The organism is Hydrogenovibrio sp. JE_KL2 (genome assembly GCF_009296185.1).
Taxonomy (GTDB): Bacteria; Pseudomonadota; Gammaproteobacteria; order Thiomicrospirales; family Thiomicrospiraceae; genus Hydrogenovibrio.
In genome coordinates, this window is the sequence record NZ_WBJR01000006.1 from 86,016 (window position 1) to 104,556 (window position 18,541).

Sequence of the window (18,541 nt, forward strand, 5' to 3'; positions counted from 1 at the left end):
TCGTTAAGCTAAATTAGAGTTTAATCTTTGTATGGTAGCGCATAATTGTCATTGTGAGAGCTTGATGCTTTTACTTGGAATCCAGACACATCCTGTTGTAGCTTGATGGCCTGTTCCGTCAGATGAGAGGCGTTGGCAGCAGTCTCTTCAACCAAAGCTGCATTCTGTTGAACGGCACTGTCTAATTGTGAAATAGCTTGGTTCACTTGGCCTATACCGGTAGCCTGCTCTCTAGCACTGACGGTGATTTCAGCTACGATTTCGGTAACAGTTTGTACACCATGATTGATTTTGTCGAAAGCATCATTCGTTTCATTAAGTTGCGAAGCCCCTTGATTTACTTTTGCGACCACTTCATCAATGAGCTTTCTAATGTCGTTGGCGGCATCCGAAGATTTTCCGGCTAGGCTTCGAACTTCACCGGCAACAACGGCAAAGCCTCGCCCGTGTTCGCCAGCTCGAGCCGCTTCAACCGCCGCGTTAAGCGCCAATAGATTAGTTTGGAAAGCGATGCTATCAATGAGTGCAATGATGTCACTGATACGTTCACTGGACTCTTGTATGCGGGACATGGATTCAACGGAGTCCTGCATGACCTGACGACCCTCGTTGGCTAGCTTCATGGTTTCAGTAGCCAGTTGGTGAGCACGTTGTGCATGATCGGAAGTTTGCTGTACTGTAGACGTGATTTGCTCAACGGCTGAGGCGGTTTCCTCCAAAGAAGCCGCTTGCGATTGTGTTCTTTCCGAAAGGTTGTCGTTTCCTTGGGAGATTTCAAATGTTCCTTGTGCGACTTCTGACGACGTGTTGATAACCTGTGTCATAGAGTCATTCAATTGGCTGACGGCATGTTGCAGGTTGTCTTGTAATGTTTTCAAGTCACCGCTGAATGTTCGGGTCATGCTGTAGGCAAGGTTACCTTGGCTTAGGTGTTTGGTTGCAGTGTTCAGTTCCTGAATGCCTTGCGATATTTCGGAAACGGCTTCATTGATGAAGGACTTAAGCTCCGCCATTTGCCCTTTTGCTTCGCCAGTAACACGTTCACTAAAGTCCGATACCATCATTTTTTGCATCACGTCATTGATTTGTTGAATGATTGTGTCCATGTTGTGCATAGCCGTGTCGATTTTAATGCGGATAGTGCCTTTGACTTCAGGGTTCATTCGCGCTGAGAAATCGCCATTAGAAATGGCATCTCCTATATCTTCTAGAGAATTCATGGTGACATGAACACTGTCAACGGATGCATTTACGCGGTTTTTCAAAGTTTCCAGGTCTCCGTGAACATCGATTGTACAGCGTTGTTCAAAGTTACCATTTGCCACTTGTTCAAGATTGCTGTTGATACGGTCAAATACGTTCTTTAGGTCGCCAGTCAGCCCATTGAAACAGCGGATGACCTGCCCAACTTCATCTTGGTATTTCACATTCAAAACTTTAGAAAAGTCATTGGTGGACGTGATTTCCAAAATGCCTTTTTCCATTTCTTTGACAGGTCTGACGATTTTGATAATAAGTGTGCTGTACATCAAAATAAAGAACGCGCCAACTGCAAGTAGTACGGCAATAATGAAATAAACGGTTAATGCCTTCACCGCTTCAATACTGTGAGAGAGTTGTTCGCTATGTGCTTGTAGGTTTGAAGTCTGTAAGACGCCGGTGTCAGACAAAATTTTCTGGATAATCTGCCAGTCCTTCAATGCGCCATCAAGTTGGATGTGAAGAACACTAAAGGCTGTGGTGAAAAAGACCCCTGCACCTGCCATCATGACAAGCAATATGATGCTCAAAGTTGATATTTTTGCCCGGCTCCATAAGCCAGCTTTCTGTATTTTGACGTTTTTGTCCATAATGTTAAAGCTCATTTGGTCACAAGAGTGCTAGTTTTAATACTTATAGTCTAGCATAAAATCTATGAATTCTTACCTAGGAGAAAAGTGGAGAAACCCCAGTTTTATAGGGATAATTGCCTAAAAAGTGGATTTTAATAACAGGGTGTATAGGGATAGAAATTCTGGGTTATTAAGATTAAACAACCGGAAGTTGCCAGTTTATCGGTGTTTTGCCATGCTGTTGCAAATAACTGTTGGTTTTAGAAAAGGGCTGACTACCAAAAAAACCACGGTAAGCAGAGAGGGGAGACGGGTGCGGAGACTCAATCACAAAATGTTTTTGTCGGTCGATAAATTTTCCTTTTTTCTGCGCGTAAGCCCCCCATAAAATGAATACCAAATGTTCATTATTTTCGGCCAATAGATGCACGATTTTGTCGGTAAACTGCTCCCAGCCTCTGTTTTGGTGAGCATTGGGTTTGCCTGCCTCCACGGTAAGCACGGCGTTGAGTAGCAAGACTCCTTGATTTGCCCAAGGTTGTAAATAACCGGTATGGGCGTTATTCACGCCTACATCGGTTAGGAGTTCCTGATTAATATTAAGCAGAGATTTTGGGAGGGGAGACACGCCTGGCAGTACGGAAAAACTTAACCCATGAGCGTGACCGGGTGTGGGGTAAGGGTCTTGTCCAAGCACAACTACCTTAACCTGATCGAACGGCGTAGAGTTGAGCGCGTTAAACCAAAGGCTTCCTTTCGGTAAGATGGTTTTGCCTTGCTGCTTTTCCGCCAATAAAAAAGCCTTCAACTGCTGCATATAGGGCATGTCGAATTCTTGTTTGAGTTGTGACAGCCAGGATGCTTCTAAATCAATCATGTGGTTGGTGTTTGTCATAGCTTTTGTCGGTTATGTGTGTTTAAGGGCAAAGGCGATCTATTTGCCAGTTTTCGCCTTGTTTTAGGTAGCGAAAACGATCATGCAAACGGTTCGGGCGGCCTTGCCAAAACTCGAAAAGATTCGCTTTTAATTGATAACCACCCCAGTTAGCCGGAGCGGGAATTTCCTGATCTTGGTAGGTCGTTTCAGCTTGTTGTAGTCGCTGCTCAAGTGTCGCCCGGTCTGCGACTACTTCACTTTGTTCTGAAATCAACGCAGCCAGTTGGCTGCCTCTTGGGCGGCTGTGGAAATAAGCTTTGGATTTTTCGGGATCAATTCTAGAAATGGTTCCTTCAATGCGAATTTGTCGGTCAAGCTCCGGCCAGAAAAACAAGAGTGCAGCTTTGGCATTATTTGCAAGTTCGTGCGCTTTTGCACTGTTGTAGTTGGTGTAGAACACAAAACCTGAAGCAGAAAATTCTTTCAAGAGCACGACTCGACTGTGAGGTTGTCCTTCGGCATCAACCGTGGTGACCGACATGGCAGTCGGATCTTTAATCTCCGCTTCTTGGTGCGCGAAAGTCATCCATTTCGTGAATTGTTCAAAAGGATTGGCGTCAATCTGGTCTCTGTCAAGTGAAGCGAAGTTGTACTCGCGTCGCTCAGAGTGATAATCACGATTCGGCATTGATATGTCTCTATGTTGAGTTAATTTGATGTCAGTGAACCTATTGTTCACAGATATGATTTGGGTTGAATCTTGGTGTTGTCCCTTTTTTTATGTAATATAGCGGAGACTCGTTTGTAACTCAACATACGAGCATTACCGAAAAGCTAAAATCGTCATTTAATTGTTTGCAGGAGTTGTTGCTAGTGAGCGAAAACTATAATGCCTCAGAAATCGAAGTGCTAACCGGACTGGATCCAGTTCGAAAACGCCCTGGGATGTATACCGATACCACTCGACCTAACCATTTGGCACAAGAGGTTATCGACAACTCTGTGGATGAAGCGCTAGCAGGTTATGCCAATGAAATTCTCGTCACGCACTATAAAGATGGCGGAATGTCGATTGAAGATAACGGGCGAGGGATGCCCGTAGATATCCACCCGGAAGAGGGTGTGCCTGGGGTAGAAGTTATTCTTACCAAGTTGCATGCCGGCGGAAAGTTTTCCAATAAGGCTTATCAGTTTTCGGGTGGTTTGCACGGTGTAGGTGTTTCTGTTGTAAATGCCTTGTCAAAACGTGTTGAGGTTGAAATTAGACGTGGCGGTGTTAAGTACCAGATCGCTTTTGAAAATGGCAATCTTGTCGAACCTTTGACGGAAATTGGTAAAGTCGGTAAAAAAAATACCGGAACCAAAGTGACTTTTTGGCCGGATGCCAGCTTCTTCGATACACCTAAATATGCGTTGTCGAAGCTGAAGCATTTACTCCGCGCAAAAGCGGTGCTGAGTCCCGGATTGCAAGTGATCTTCTTTGATGAAGTCAGTGATGAAAAATGCGAATGGTACTATGAAGATGGTTTGAGAGACTATTTGAACCACGCACTGGATGGCATTGAGCGTTTCCCGGTTGAAGGTTTTGTTGGGGATGTGAATGGGGAACATGAAGGTGTTTCCTGGGCAATCGCTTGGTTAGCTGAACCAGCGGAAGCCCTATTAGAAAGTTATGTGAACTTGATTCCAACCCCACAGGGTGGGACGCATGTTAACGGTTTGCGCTCGGGAGCGACTGACGCCATTCGTGAGTTTTGTGAGTTCCGAAATTTATTGCCGAGAGGCATTAAGCTGACGCCCGAAGACGTTTGGCAAAACGTTGCATTTGTTTTGTCGGCCAAAGTACGCGAACCTCAGTTTGCTGGTCAGACCAAAGAGCGTTTGTCTTCACGCGAGTGCGTTCCATTTATTTCGGGGGTGGTTAAAGATGCCTTTAGCTTGTGGCTGAACCAACACACCGAGATTGCCGAGAAAATTGCGGAAATCGTTATTAATAATGCGCAAAGCCGGAATAAAAAAGCCAAGAAAGTGACCCGTAAAAAGATTACTTCCGGCCCTGCATTGCCTGGAAAGCTGGCGGATTGTACCGAGTCGGACATCAATATGACTGAACTATTCCTAGTGGAAGGGGACTCGGCTGGTGGTTCTGCGAAGCAGGCACGAGATAAAAACTATCAAGCCATCATGCCGTTACGCGGAAAAATCTTGAATACTTGGGAGGTAGACTCCTCACAGGTTCTTGCATCACAGGAAATTCACGACATCAGTGTGGCAGTGGGTGTTGACCCGGGCTCCAGAGACTTGTCTGGCTTGCGCTATGGGAAGGTTTGTATTTTGGCGGATGCGGATTCCGATGGTGCGCATATCGCTACCTTGATTTGTGCGCTGTTTGTTAAACATTTTCCCGCGCTTATCGAAAACGGGCATATTTATGTTGCGATGCCACCCTTGTATCGTGTCGATGTCGGTAAGCAGGTCTTTTATGCATTGGATGAAGCTGAAAGAGAAGGCATTCTGGATCGTATAGAGACTGAAAAGTTACCCGGTAAGATTCAGGTAACGCGATTCAAAGGTCTGGGGGAGATGAATCCTTCGCAGTTGCGTGAAACCACCATGTTGCCGGCAACTCGTCGTTTAGTTCAACTGAGCATGGACGAAGCGGAATCAATTCCTATTATGGATATGATGTTAGCGAAGAAACGTTCAGCTGATCGTAAAGAGTGGCTGGAAGAAAAAGGCGATTTGGCTGCAGTGATTTAAGATTCGACCGGGGCAGAGAAAGTTAAAAATCTGCCAGGTTGGGGTTAGCTGTTGTCAGGTTTGTGGTGAGTCTTTTTGCCGAGTTGATGTAGGCGATCTTTGTAGTCGATAAAGTCTTGAATGTAGTCTTTGATCTCATCAGGAACGTCTTCAAAACGTATGCCCAATAGAAACCCATTGTCGGCACTGTGAAAGTGCTCCACAAATCCTGTTGTGCTTAATTCTCTAAAATAACCTTTTGCAGGAATCTCAAAGAACACTTCAACACGTGTACCGATGCTGGCTCTTTTTGGGCTGATAACCACCACACCACTGATGGATATCTCGGTTAAGACAGCATCAACAGTAACGGTTTGGCCTCTGACCTTGGCAGCACGTTCGGTATGTACAGATGGATTGTTGAAGAGCATTTGGCGTCTCTGAAACTCTTAATTATTATCGTTTTGAAAGTTATTTTAATCCAATCGGTGATGAAATCGAATAAATTCGTTGATTGCCGATTCGTAATTCTTTAGAAGCCCGACGAACTCTAGTCCCAAAAAACAATCTCCTCTGATTGAACTGTGGTGCGTGATGATTGCTGAAAGGGTAAGCGGTGTTCCGCCACTGGTCGGTAAATGGAACATGATTTGTACTTGATCGCAAGTTATGCAGCTTGAATGGACAATAACGCCCGCGCCATGAATGGAAATGTCGATCATTTTGCCCTGCAAAGCATTGTTTTCGGGCGTTAATAAGGTAACGGGTCTTTCGGTTGAAACTCGTTCGTAGTGGCGTCTGTTGGGTATTATTGCTTTCATATGTTTAGAGATTGCGCATTTATTCGAATAGATTTCTATGATAAATTAACTTGATAATCATGGACAAGATTCATCATACCGGATTTAGAGGAAATAACATAATGTATAGCCTTCAGGTAGAGAATATCAAATGTGGTGGTTGTGCCAATAGCATCACCAAAAAACTTTTATCGTTGGAAGGTGTCGCTGATGTTCAGGTCGATATCGAAAACGGCGAAGTCCGCTTTGAGGTGGACAACGAAAATCAAGTTGAGCAGGTTAAAGCGCAATTGACCGGAATGGGGTATCCTGAAACCGGTACGATTCAGGGAATGGCTTCGGCGGGTGCAAAAGCGAAATCTTTTGTTTCCTGTGCCGTTGGTCGTATGTCTGACAAAGCATAATCAAACGAACCTAATTTAAACCTTTAGAGAAAAGACGACGCATGAGCCAGCAATCAATCAACTACGAAGGCATCGAACATCAAACCATCGCTCAATTTACCGAAAAGGCCTACTTAGATTATGCGATGTACGTTATTTTGGATCGTGCACTTCCGCATATCGGTGATGGGTTGAAGCCTGTTCAAAGACGTATCATCTACGCCATGTCAGAGTTGGGGTTGAAGGCTTCTGCAAAGCATAAAAAATCAGCGCGTACCGTTGGGGATGTGTTAGGTAAATTCCATCCACATGGCGACTCGGCCTGTTACGAAGCCATGGTATTGATGGCGCAGGATTTCTCTTTCCGCTATCCATTAGTTGACGGGCAAGGTAACTGGGGGTCTGTCGATGATCCGAAGTCGTTTGCCGCCATGCGTTATACCGAAGCCAAGTTGTCAAAATTCAGTCAGTTGTTGCTGGAAGAGATTGGTCAAGGTACCGTGGATTGGGTACCGAACTTCGATGGTTCTCTCAATGAGCCAAGTGTGCTGCCGTCTCGTGTACCTCACGTTCTATTAAATGGGACTTCGGGTATTGCCGTCGGGATGGCGACGGATATTCCCCCTCATAACCTCAAAGAAATCGTCGGTGCCTGTATTGCCATTCTGGAAAATAAAAACATTACCGATGAAGAGATTTTTGAACACGTCCCGGGACCGGATTATCCAAACCGTGCGTTGGTGATCACACCAAAGAGTGAAATGCAGCGCTTGTATCAAACCGGAAACGGAACCATTCGTCAGCGCGCGCACTACGAAGTAGAAGACGGTGTGAATGTGGTTGTTGATGCGTTGCCGTTCCAGGTTTCAGGTTCTAAAGTGTTGGAGCAAATTGCCGCGCAAATGCGCGCCAAGAAATTGCCGATGGTGGTGGATTTGCGAGATGAATCTGACCATGAAAATCCAGTCAGAATTGTTATCGAGCTACGCTCGCGTCGCATTGATGTTGAGGCGGCAATGCTTCACTTGTTTGCCACTACGGATTTGGAAAGAAGTTATCGCGTTAACCTGAATGTAATTGGACTGAACGGACGCCCTCAAGTTAAAAGCTTAAAAGACATTTTGACCGAGTGGTTGATGTTCCGTCTTGAGACCGTTAGAAAACGTTTGCAATACCGCTTGGATAAGGTGTTGGCAAGGCTGCATATTTTGGATGGTTTGTTAATCGCCTACCTCAATATTGATGAAGTGATTGCCATTATCCGAGAAGAAGATAAGCCTAAACCGGTTTTGATGGAGCGTTTTAATCTAACGGAAATCCAGGCAGAAGCCATTCTTGAGTTGAAGTTACGTCACTTGGCGCGCTTGGAAGAGATGAAAATCCGTAGCGAGCAAAACGAGTTGGACAAAGAGCGTCAAATGCTGGAAAAAACGCTTGGCAGCGAAACCAGAATGAGAACCTTGGTGAAAAAAGAATTGATTGCCGATGCCGAACTTTATGGCGACGAGCGCCGTTCTCCAATTGTTAGTGCTGAAATGGCACGTGCCATGAGCGAGCAGGATCTTTTGCCATCGGAAGCGGTTACGGTTGTATTGTCGGAAACGGGCTGGGTACGTGCGGCAAAAGGGCATGATATTGATGGACGGGCGCTGAGCTATAAATCTGGGGATGCCTTTAAACATCAAGCACAAGGGCAAAGCCGTCAAACAGCGATCTTTTTGGATTCAACCGGGCGGGCTTATGCATTGGCTGCCCACAGTCTACCTTCGGCAAGAAGTCATGGTGAGCCGTTAACGGGCCGCTTGAGCTTGCCGACAGGAGCCAGTATTGAAAGCGTGATTCTAGGGCAGGATAAAGACCGCTTTATCCTTGCCAGCTCTGCCGGGTATGGTTTTATTACCCAGTTGGAGAACTTATCTTCAAAGAACAAATCCGGAAAAGCGGCGCTGAGTGTTGATAAGAGTGCAAAAGTGCTTGCGCCAGCTGCTGTGAAAGAAGGGGACTGGGTGATTGTGACGACTAGTGAGCCAAGAATGTTGGTGTTTGAACAATCCGAGTTGCCGGAAATTGCTAAAGGGAAAGGGAATAAGTTGATTCAAATGCCCAAGGGTGAAGCTGTGACGGCAGTATTTGCCTTTAGTCCGGGCGCTAAACTAGAGCTAGTTGCGGGTGATTATGCGAAGTCTTTTGGCCCAACGGCAATAGAAGAAGCCTTTGCAGTTAGAGCGAAGAAAGGAATCACCTTGCCAAGAACTTTGAAACAGGTTACCGAAATTCGTTTGGTTAAGGAATAGAGTCTAAAAAATAAAGTTGGTCTTAAAGTTGCTTAAGCGACTGTAGAGATTTTTAGGCTTGTAGAAACATTATGAATATTATTTCAAAACCTTTAGCCATACTGATTATTATCGGAAGTTTTATTGGCGGTTTCCTCATGGAAGGGGGTGTGCTTTCTTCATTATGGCACCCTTCAGAGCTGGTCATTATTCTTGGAATTGCATTTGGTGTGTTCCTTGCAGCGACACCAGTCTATGTCTGGAGTAAGACGTTTGTTTATTTGGGGCGCTTTTTCAAAGGTGGCCGCGTCAATAAAAAGATATATATTGAGTTGTTGGGCTTGTTGGATGAATTGTCCCGCTTGGCTCGTGCGCAAGGGGTACTTGCGTTGGAAGCTCACATCACTTCACCTGAGGACAGCTCAATCTTTATGAACTATCCGCTGATTCTTAAGCATAGAGAGCTTAAGAAGTTTATCGTCGATAACTTCTCTTACCTATTGTTGAATCCACCGCAAGCGCTGGATTTTAAGCATTATTTAGAAGATCAGATTCACGATATTATTCATTCGATGATGGAAGTGCCGCGCGCGACTGGTAAGATTTCCGGGTTGTTGCCTGGTTTCGGGATCGTGGCGGCGGTAATGGGCGTTATCCTGACAATGAATTTGTTGGGGGGTGACATGGATGTGGCAAAAATTGGTAGCTCAATCGGCGCCGCCCTTGTAGGGACTTTGACGGGTATCTTTTTCTCATTTGCTGTTGTTGCGCCCTTTACGCATGCAACAGAAGTGATGATTCGTCAGGATCAGGCAATTTTTGAAGTGGCTGCCGCTTTCCTCTATGCATTCTCTCACGGAGTATCGCCTAGTATGGCTGCAGAGATTGGTAGACAACGTATTCCGCCAGATTTTGAGATTAAGCGAGAAGGGCCTTAATCGTTTATGACGCGCCGAGATGAGTGGAGCCAATATGTCCAGAGGTAGAGGGAATGAGTGCGAACAAGAAGACAGTGCATGGGAAATTGCACTTGCCGACTTGATGACCGTTTTAATGGTTTTCTTTTTGGTCATGTGGCTGACTTCTATCATCGATCCTGAGAAACGAAAAGCCTTCGTTGAAAACCTTGTTGGTGACAGCGGTGGCGGCGATAAGGTTTTAAAGCAGGATGCCTCTGCACAGGCTGCACCCATCAAGCCACCAATCGAGCAGGAAAAACCTGTCACGGAACAAGAGATTCAGTCTGCTGTAGCGAAAGTTAATCCAAAGGATATCGATATTCAGCAAACGCCGGAAGGTATCAAGATTACCTTGAGATCGGATAGTTTCTTTGAAAGTGGACGTGCGAATATCACAGATAAAACCAGAGAGCAGTTGGAAAACCTTGGGGAAACCCTTGCAGGGCGTAAACAGGATATGATCATTACCGGTTATACCGATAATGTGCCGATTTCCAATTTCCAATTTCCTTCAAACTGGGAGTTGTCGGCAGCTAGGGCGGCAACAGTTGCCAGAACCTTTATCTACATGGGGGTAGATCAAAAATACATCACCATTGAAGGTAAAGCAGACAATGAACCTGTTGCACCGAACAATAGTTCTTATGGACGTTCGTTGAACCGCCGAGTGGTGATTATGATCAAGAACAAGAAAGTGGCTCAGCCGACTCGTCCGGTAGCCGGTCAGGTGGCACCGCCACTTCCTCGCTAAAATTAGTTGCCCGAGCAGATCGGGCAATGTGGATCTTTTTTCAAGTTAAGGGTGCGTATATTCATGGTATAGGCATCCAAAATCATGAGTTTTCCAGTCAATGTTGGTTTGCCCAATAACGCTTTAATGGCTTCAATCGCCTGCATTGAACCGACCATACCCACGACAGGTGCCAGCACACCGTTTTCGCTACAAGTCAGCTCTTGACCTGAGTCTTCCTTATACAAGCACTGATAGCAAGGAGAGGTGTTCTTTCTGAAGTCAAAAGTCGAAAGTTGTCCTTCCCAGCGGATGGCTGCGCCAGAGACCAAAGGTTTCTTCTGGGCATAACAGATACGGTTCAGCGTAAAGCGTGTCGAAAAATTGTCAGTACAATCAATCACCACATCTGCGTTTTCGATAATGGCTTCAAATTCTTGTTCGGATAACTTGTCATCGTAAGAATGAATATCGATAAAGTGGTTTAGCGCGCTGAGATTTTCTTCAGCAGACCTGACTTTTGTCATGCCGATATTGTTTTCACGATGGACAATTTGGCGTTGTAGGTTGGAGTCATCTACTTCATCAAAATCAATCAGACTAAGCGTTCCTACCCCCGCAGCAGCTAAATAAAGTGATACAGGAGACCCTAGGCCACCCAGCCCAACAATCACAGCATGGGATTCAGTGAGCTTTAATTGGCCGTCGTAATCCACTTCCGAGAGTAAGATTTGGCGGCTGTAGCGACTCAATTCGTCATCGTTTAAAGATTTCATCTCAAATCCTTTTTGTCTTGGTATTGGCTTAGAGTTGCCCTAAGGTGACTCTTGGGTTGTGCCCGTAATCGTAAATGGTTTCTACTTGTTGAAAACCGTTGTCGGTAAAGAGTTGTTGTAATGCCTCGGCTTGGTCGAATCCATGTTCTATCAACAACCAGCCGCCTTCAATTAAATGACTTCTGCTTTCTGATATCAAGGAGCGAATGTCTTCTAACCCGTCGTGCCCGGAGGTTAATGCTGTGAGTGGTTCAAAGCGCACATCTCCCAGAGATAAATGAGGGTCGTCTTCAACAATGTATGGCGGGTTGGAAACAATCACTTCAAAGCGAGCATTTGCTATGGGTTCAAACCAGCTACCAACGCGAAAATCAATGGACAAGCCATGTTGTTCGGCATTTTGCTTGGCAACTTCTAGTGCCGCTGGTTGAAGGTCAACGGCGTAGGCATTTATGTAAGGCGCTTCATGTTTGAGTGAGCAAATGATTGCACCTGAGCCTGTGCCCAAGTCCAATACACGAGCATTAATGTGATCTTGCTTAAAGCACTCGATTTTTAGCAGTGCTTGTTCCACCAGTATTTCCGTGTCAGGGCGAGGAATCAGTGTGTCAGAAGTGACCTTGAAGTCTAATCCCCAGAATTCTTTGCTACCGGTTAGGTGGGCGATCGGTACCCCAACCTGGCGTTTTTTCAACAACTCAGAAAAGTGTTCTGCCTGTTGAGGGGAAAGCTCATGTTCCGGCCAGGTAAAAAGATAAGTTCGGTCTTTGCCTAAGGCATAGGCAAGCAGGATTTCCGTGTCCAGTAATGGCGATTCAGAGGTTAGGGTGCTTCGCCCCAGATTGAGCGCCTCGGTAATCGTCATATTGACCTTGCTTACTGTTCACTCAAAGAGGCAAGTTGTTCCGCTTGGTATTCATTGATTAACGGATCAATGACTTGCTGTAAGCCGCCTTGCATAACATCGTCAAGCTTGTAAAGCGTGAGGTTGATGCGGTGGTCGGTAACGCGCCCTTGCGGGTAGTTGTAGGTACGGATACGTTCGGAGCGGTCGCCTGAGCCGACCAGGCTTTTACGTTCTTGTGCGATTTCCTGGTCGTGTTTGCGTTGCTTCTCATCCATGATGCGTGCCGCCAGCAGAGACATGGCTCTGGCACGGTTTTTATGCTGAGAGCGTTCGTCCTGACATTCAACGACCGTTCCGGTTGGAATATGAGTGATACGAATCGCCGAATCGGTTTTGTTGACGTGCTGTCCCCCCGCACCAGAGGCGCGGAAAGTGTCCACTTTTAAATCGGCAGGGTTTAGTTCAACTGCTTCAACATCAGGCGCTTCGGGCATGATAACCACGGTTGCGGCGGAGGTGTGGACACGTCCTTGGGTTTCAGTTGCCGGTACGCGCTGTACACGGTGAGCGCCGGATTCGAACTTTAAGCGAGAGTAAGCGCCATCACCGATGATTCGGGTGATGATTTCCTTATAACCGCCATGCTCACCTTCCTGAGCGTTAAGCACTTCAATCTGCCATTTCATGTTTTCCGCGTAGCGGCTGTACATACGGAATAAGTCCCCGGCAAAAATAGCGGCTTCGTCTCCACCCGTTCCGGCACGAATCTCCAAGAAGATGTTGGCGTCATCATTCGGGTCCTTTGGAAGTAGCATTTTCTGTAATGCCAACTCAAGCTCTTCGAGTTTCTTGGATAGGATCGGAAGCTCTTCTTGCCCCATTTCTTTCAGGTCAGGGTCGCCTGAGGCAATCATAGCTTTTGCTTCATTCAAGTCACTTTCAGTTTGCAGAAACTGTGTGTAGGCTTCCACCACGGAACTGATCTGCGAGTGCTCCTTATTGAGGTTCATGAACTTGGTCTGATCACTGATGATTTCAGGATCGGACATCAGATGGTTCACTTCATCCAGGCGTTCTACGAGCAGGTCGAGTTTTTTACGAATAGAGTCTTTCATTACGAATTGTCTTTATCAAATGTGGCGTACTAAGAAGTATGCGAGTTGTTTGGTTTATCAGCTTCAAATAACAGTTGTTTTGCAGCATCAATGATGTGTTGCTCACCTTTCAGTCCAGCATGGTGTAGGTTTGCCGTAGGTGTGTGTAGAATTTTGTTGGTGAGCTGATTGGCCAGTTTTTTGATGACCAACTCTGGTTTTTCGCCTTTTTGCAGTAGGGCTAAGGCATCTTCTAGCGCATGGTCCTTGATTTGATAGGCTTGCTGGCGGTAATGCTGTATCAACGGGCTTGCCTGTAGAGATGCATGGTATTGCATCATGAAGTTTTCAGCTTGAGAGCTGACGATTTCTTCCGCTTCCAAAGAAGCGTCTTTGCGGGATTGTTTGTTTTCTTCAATAATGGCGGTGAGGTCATCAACCGTATAAAGATAGACGTTGTCCAGTTGCCCAACTTCCGGCGCAATATCTCTTGGTACTGCGATGTCGACGATAAACATAGGCTTGTGTCTACGGGCTTTAAGGGCCGCCTTGATATCGTTTTGATTCAAAATAGGGGTTGGGCTTGCTGTGGAAGCAATAATCATGTCCGCCTCATGAAGGTGATCATTGATTTCATTCAAGCCAATCGCATAGCCACCTAATGCTTCGGTAATTTGGTGAGCTTTCGTCAACGTACGGTTGGCAATAATCAACTTGCCGATATGGTGTTCTTTTAGATGGCGGGCAACCAATTCAATGGTTTCTCCAGCACCAATCAATAATGCAGTTTGATCGGATAGATCACCAAAAAACTGTTTTGACAGTGCCACCGCAGAAAACGCGACGGAAACCGGGCTTGAACCAATGGCCGTATCGGTACGGATTTGTTTGACCGTTTTGAAGATGTGTTGGAACAAAGCATCCATGCGTTGATGAATACTATCGGACTTTTGTGCCAGCGCATAGGCGTCTTTAATCTGGCCGAAAATCTGAGGTTCCCCCAGAATCAAGGAATTCAATCCGCTGGATACGCGCATGATGTGCTTAATGGCATCCAGATTGGTTTTCTTGTAAAGGTAATCCTGCAAGCTTTCTGGCGGAAGATTGAAGTAGTCATGTAGCCATTGCTCAATGACACCTTCTTCTAAGGATTTCAGGTTGCAATAGATTTCCGTGCGGTTACATGTCGAGAGGATCATGTACTCATCACTAGGACATTTCTCTTTCAGTTCTACGAGTGCATGCTGCACTTGTTCCGGTGAAAAAGACACCTTTTCACGGACATCCACAGGGGCTGTTTTATGATTCACGCCCAACACAAATAATTTCATTGAAGAACCGATTTTTAATAAAAAAGAAAAAATACTGCGCTAAAGAGGCGTAATTTTGCTAAATTATGCATCTAATTGCAAGTTTATGGATAGATTTCTGTGCAGAATTTCCCTTCAAATTTCAAGACGATTTTATCCTTCTTCTCTATCACCTCTCTCATTGTTTTGATGTCTGCCTGTAGTCAAAACGTTAAACCAGATGGGCAAACAGGGAAGATGCCTACAAAATCCGCCACGTCAAAAGTGACAAAACCTGAGCCAAAAGTGGTTTATCGACACTTTCCGCCGGATGTTATGTATAAAGTGATGGTTGCCGAATTGTTAATCAAGCGTGACCAAGCTTCCGCTGCCTATCCATTGATGTATTCGGCTGCCCAGGAATCGAAAGATCCCGGGTTGGCTGAGCGCGCATTCCAATTGTCGATGACGACTTTTAATTTACAAGCCATCGAAGATGCCACCAATTTGTGGCGAGAAGTCGAACCCAACAAAGCTTTGCCTTGGAAAGCGTCTTATCTGATGTCGGTTCGAGCAGGTGATATCAATACCGCCCTGGCACAGTGGGGTCACTACAAGACATTGTCTGGCGCGCCCATTGAGTCCGTTTTGATTGAAACAGGACTCAAAGTCAGTCAGTCAGCTGACCGTGCGAAAGGGCTAGAGTTTTTAACCAAATTAAAAAACAACTATCCAAAAGAACCCGCTTCTTATTTTGCGTTAGGGCTGGCATCTGTTAATTACGGCGCTTATCGCCAAGCGATCCCTGTGTTGGAAAAGTCTGCAGACTTATATCAAAAGGGGAATGGCAGTACGAGTTCTGAAGACTCGATTGATCCTGAAAAGATCAACAGAGAAATCTATTTATTGCTGGCGACAGCCTATTTGAAGTCAGACCAACCTGAACAGGGGATGGAAAAAGTCCATCCTTACCTTGATGCCCATGAAGAAGATTGGGAGTTGCAGGAAAAATTTGCACGCCTAGAAGTAAAAGCCGGGCGCTTTGCTGATGCGGAAAAACGTTACCTAAAAGTTTTGGAACACGAACCTAAAGCCTTTACTTCAAGATTGTCGGTGGCATTGTTGCAGCTTGAGCGCAAAGATTACAAAGATGCCATTGGCAACCTGAAACAATTGCGCCAATTGCCTGAGTACCGTTCGACCGCAAACTATTATCTTGGCTTGGCCAGTCAGGGGCAGGGTGAGTTCAAGCAAGCTGTTAAATATTACCAGTCGGTTAAGACAACGGATTATTACTTGGATGCGCAGCTTCATATTGCGGAAATCCGTTTTCCAGATGTTGGGCTTGAGCGTACGCTGGAAATTTTGAACAGCTTACAAGCCACAAATGATGATCAGCGCGTTAAATTGTATCGTGCGCAAGCAATTTTCTATAAGTTGGCAGGCGAAAAGCAAAAAGCCATCAATATGTATTCCGCAGCACTACAACTACAACCGAAAAATGTTACGGTACTTCTGTCGCAGGCGATGATTTACTATGATTTGAAGCAATATAAATCTTATGTTTCCAACATCAAGCGTTCATTGAAGGTTGAGCCGGATAACATCGAAGCCTTGAATGCTTTGGCGTATTTCTACGTTGAACGCAATGAACATTTGGATGAAGCAGAGAAGTTGCTGAAAAAAGCGCTCAAGCTTGCGCCGGATGAATATTACATACTGGATAGTCGCGGCTGGCTGTATTACCAACAGGGAAAATACGAACAAGCCGAATCAGATTTAAAACGCGCTTTCAGCATGGAAAAAGATGACGAAGTTTTGATTCATCTGATTAAGGTTAAGTGGAAGCTAGGGAAGCGAGATGATGCCAAAAACCTTTGGAATCAATATCATCGAAACTTTCCTGAAAATACAGAGTTGCAGGGTTTGATAATTCAATTGGAGAAGTAGGTTCCAATTTTGTTATCATTTCACCATCGTTTTAGGATTTATTTTTAAAAATCCTCTTGATTTGAATTCCATAAAGTGGATAATACGCTCCTGTCTTCGATGACACATATAGTTGGGCTATCGCCAAGCGGTAAGGCAACGGGTTTTGATCCCGTCATGCGCAGGTTCGAATCCTGCTAGCCCAGCCATTATCCTTACAGAATTCATCAAAACATTTTTCCTTGTCCTACCCATTAGGAGACGCCTTGAATGGCCTATAAAAATGTCCGATTGTTTGCAGGAAACGCAAACGTTAGTCTAGCAGAGAACATCTCTTCCTCAATTGAAATCCCTCTAGGCAAAGCTGATGTCGGTCGTTTTAGTGATGGCGAAATCATGGTGCAGATCAACGAATCTGTTCGTGGGAAAGATGTCTATGTTCTTCAACCTACCTGTACACCAGAACCTGCTGTCAACTTGATGGAGTTGTTGGTGATGATCGATGCTCTTAAACGTGCGTCGGCCAAACGTATTACTGCGGTGGTTCCTTATTATGGTTTCGCTCGTCAGGATAGACGCCCTCATTCAGCTCGTGTACCAATTACGGCAAGATTGGCGGCAGATATGATTACTGTTGCGGGTGCGGATCGTGTCATTACAGTTGATTTGCATGCCGACCAGATTCAAGGTTTCTTTGATATTCCGGTAGACAATATTTACGGCTCACCGACATTGGTTGCAGACATGCGTACCTCTAAGCATATCGTTGAAGATGATATGATGGTGGTTTCACCTGATATGGGTGGGGTAGTTCGTGCCAGAGCCGTTGCGAAAGCTTTAGGTTGCGATATGGCGATTATCGACAAGCGTCGTCCAAAAGCCAATGTCGCGCAAATCATGAATATTATCGGTGATGTTGCCGGTCGCGACTGTATTTTGGTTGATGACATGGTTGATACAGCCGGCACGCTTTGTAAAGCGGCGCAAGCGTTAATGGATCACGGTGCAAAAAGTGTCACAGCTTATGTTGTGCATGCCGTTCTATCGGGTCCTGCAGTAGAAAACATTAATAACTCTGCTTTGACTGAGCTAGTAGTGACTGACACGATTCCACTGTCGATTGCAGCGATTGAATCCAGCAAAATTCGTCAGGTCACCATCGCGCCAATGCTGGGTGAAACCATCCGTCGTGTTCACCAAGAAGAATCCGTTTCAGAGATTATGCCGATTCGTTAAGAATGCCGGCATCAAATCCCTAAAAAGCCTCGAAGAAAAAATCGGGGCTTTTTTGTTTCTAAGTCTATTATTTTTATCGTTTTTCTGTATAATACCGCCTTCATTTCCATGCTTGGTCGCGGGCATGGAGTTTCTGTAATATTGAGAAATAACGATTTCTCAGTTTTTTTGGAGTAAAAACATGAGTCAAGTATGGACTGCAGAACTTCGTACTGAAGAAGGGAAAGGTGCGAGCCGCCGCCTTCGTCATGCGGGGAAAATCCCAGCAATTATTTACGGTGCTGGTAAAGACGCTAAATCTGTTTCACTATCAAGCAACACGATTGAGCATGCACTACAAGATAACGATATGTACAACACTGTGCTAACCATTAAAGGTGCTGGTGATGAAGAAAACTGCGTTATCAAAGACCTACAACGTCATCCTGCTACTGGCATGATTTCTCACATCGATTTCCAAAGAGCGTCTGATGCATCTTACATCGTTAAACGTGTACCTTTGGACTTCCAAGGTAGAGCAAACTCTCCTGGTGTGAAAATGGGTGGTTTGATGTCATTCATGCAACAAACTGTTGAAGTGCGTTGTTTGGCTAAAGATCTACCAACTAAAATCACTGTTGATGTTTCTAAAATGGAAGCAGGCACAAGCCTACGTCTTTCACAATTGGAAATGCCTGCTGGTGTTGTGCTAACAGCTTTGACGCACGGTAGTGCCGATTACGACCAAGCTGTAGTAGGTATTGGTAAAGTTAGACGCTAATAAGCGCCTAAAAAGCT

General features: G+C 45.4%; 17 protein-coding genes and 1 tRNA gene. 9 read left to right on the forward strand and 9 right to left on the reverse strand.

What is annotated here, in order from left to right; all coding sequences use genetic code 11:
* Positions 1–20: 20 nt before the first annotated feature.
* From F8R13_RS10595 to pdxH, 3 genes are all read right to left on the reverse strand, one after another.
* The gene (locus tag F8R13_RS10595) at positions 21–1,865 is read right to left on the reverse strand and encodes a methyl-accepting chemotaxis protein (RefSeq protein ID WP_253806434.1); all 1,845 of its coding nucleotides are present in this window, start codon (positions 1,863–1,865) and stop codon (positions 21–23) included.
* Positions 1,866–2,028: 163 nt separating this feature from the next.
* Entirely contained in the window at positions 2,029–2,727 is a 699-nt protein-coding gene (gene ung, locus F8R13_RS10600) for a uracil-DNA glycosylase (RefSeq protein ID WP_152834367.1), read from the reverse strand.
* 22 nt (positions 2,728–2,749) lie between these two features.
* Complete coding sequence (pdxH, locus tag F8R13_RS10605; RefSeq protein ID WP_152834369.1) at positions 2,750–3,397, reverse strand: pyridoxamine 5'-phosphate oxidase; 648 nt, start codon at positions 3,395–3,397, stop codon at positions 2,750–2,752.
* A 185-nt stretch (positions 3,398–3,582) separates the two neighbouring features.
* Here pdxH and parE point away from each other — a divergent pair, with 185 nt between their 5' ends.
* Entirely contained in the window at positions 3,583–5,469 is a 1,887-nt protein-coding gene (gene parE / locus F8R13_RS10610; protein WP_371414950.1) for a DNA topoisomerase IV subunit B, read from the forward strand.
* A gap of 44 nt (positions 5,470–5,513) precedes the next feature.
* Here the strand turns inward: parE and F8R13_RS10615 are convergent, their stop codons facing one another.
* Both F8R13_RS10615 and F8R13_RS10620 read right to left on the reverse strand, forming a co-directional pair.
* A complete protein-coding gene (locus F8R13_RS10615) occupies positions 5,514–5,879 on the reverse strand; it encodes a PilZ domain-containing protein (protein WP_152834374.1) in 366 nt (121 codons plus the stop codon).
* A 45-nt stretch (positions 5,880–5,924) separates the two neighbouring features.
* Positions 5,925–6,269, reverse strand: a complete 345-nt coding sequence (locus F8R13_RS10620; RefSeq protein WP_152834376.1) for a PilZ domain-containing protein — start codon at positions 6,267–6,269, stop codon at positions 5,925–5,927.
* Positions 6,270–6,370: 101 nt separating this feature from the next.
* On the opposite strand from F8R13_RS10620, the gene F8R13_RS10625 reads away from it, so the two are divergent.
* From F8R13_RS10625 to F8R13_RS10640, 4 genes are all read left to right on the forward strand, one after another.
* Entirely contained in the window at positions 6,371–6,652 is a 282-nt protein-coding gene (locus F8R13_RS10625) for a heavy-metal-associated domain-containing protein (RefSeq protein WP_152834378.1), read from the forward strand.
* 41 nt (positions 6,653–6,693) lie between these two features.
* Positions 6,694–8,925 (forward strand): DNA topoisomerase IV subunit A, encoded by a 2,232-nt coding sequence (gene parC, locus F8R13_RS10630; protein ID WP_152834380.1) that lies wholly within the window; start codon positions 6,694–6,696, stop codon positions 8,923–8,925.
* A gap of 71 nt (positions 8,926–8,996) precedes the next feature.
* Entirely contained in the window at positions 8,997–9,842 is an 846-nt protein-coding gene (locus F8R13_RS10635) for a motility-associated protein (protein WP_152834382.1), read from the forward strand.
* 34 nt (positions 9,843–9,876) lie between these two features.
* Positions 9,877–10,614 (forward strand): flagellar motor protein MotB, encoded by a 738-nt coding sequence (locus F8R13_RS10640; protein ID WP_152834384.1) that lies wholly within the window; start codon positions 9,877–9,879, stop codon positions 10,612–10,614.
* Positions 10,615–10,616: 2 nt separating this feature from the next.
* Here the strand turns inward: F8R13_RS10640 and F8R13_RS10645 are convergent, their stop codons facing one another.
* Genes F8R13_RS10645 through hemA form a run of 4 tightly spaced genes read right to left on the reverse strand, consistent with a single transcriptional unit; the run spans position 10,617 to position 14,641 of the window.
* Complete coding sequence (locus F8R13_RS10645; protein ID WP_152834386.1) at positions 10,617–11,369, reverse strand: molybdopterin-synthase adenylyltransferase MoeB; 753 nt, start codon at positions 11,367–11,369, stop codon at positions 10,617–10,619.
* 28 nt (positions 11,370–11,397) lie between these two features.
* Positions 11,398–12,234 (reverse strand): peptide chain release factor N(5)-glutamine methyltransferase, encoded by an 837-nt coding sequence (gene prmC / locus F8R13_RS10650; protein ID WP_152834389.1) that lies wholly within the window; start codon positions 12,232–12,234, stop codon positions 11,398–11,400.
* Positions 12,235–12,245: 11 nt separating this feature from the next.
* Complete coding sequence (gene prfA, locus F8R13_RS10655) at positions 12,246–13,331, reverse strand: peptide chain release factor 1 (RefSeq protein WP_152834391.1); 1,086 nt, start codon at positions 13,329–13,331, stop codon at positions 12,246–12,248.
* Between the two features lie 29 nt (positions 13,332–13,360).
* Positions 13,361–14,641, reverse strand: a complete 1,281-nt coding sequence (hemA, locus tag F8R13_RS10660) for a glutamyl-tRNA reductase (protein ID WP_152834393.1) — start codon at positions 14,639–14,641, stop codon at positions 13,361–13,363.
* A 99-nt stretch (positions 14,642–14,740) separates the two neighbouring features.
* On the opposite strand from hemA, the gene F8R13_RS11845 reads away from it, so the two are divergent.
* The 4 genes from F8R13_RS11845 to F8R13_RS10680 all read left to right on the forward strand — a co-directional run bounded on the left by F8R13_RS11845 (position 14,741) and on the right by F8R13_RS10680 (position 18,524).
* Positions 14,741–16,549, forward strand: a complete 1,809-nt coding sequence (locus F8R13_RS11845) for a tetratricopeptide repeat protein (RefSeq protein WP_152834395.1) — start codon at positions 14,741–14,743, stop codon at positions 16,547–16,549.
* 113 nt (positions 16,550–16,662) lie between these two features.
* Positions 16,663–16,737, forward strand: a tRNA-Gln gene (locus F8R13_RS10670).
* A gap of 61 nt (positions 16,738–16,798) precedes the next feature.
* Positions 16,799–17,764 (forward strand): ribose-phosphate pyrophosphokinase, encoded by a 966-nt coding sequence (locus F8R13_RS10675; RefSeq protein ID WP_152834397.1) that lies wholly within the window; start codon positions 16,799–16,801, stop codon positions 17,762–17,764.
* A 181-nt stretch (positions 17,765–17,945) separates the two neighbouring features.
* Positions 17,946–18,524 (forward strand): 50S ribosomal protein L25/general stress protein Ctc, encoded by a 579-nt coding sequence (locus F8R13_RS10680; protein WP_152834399.1) that lies wholly within the window; start codon positions 17,946–17,948, stop codon positions 18,522–18,524.
* The last annotated feature ends 17 nt before the right edge of the window (positions 18,525–18,541 follow it).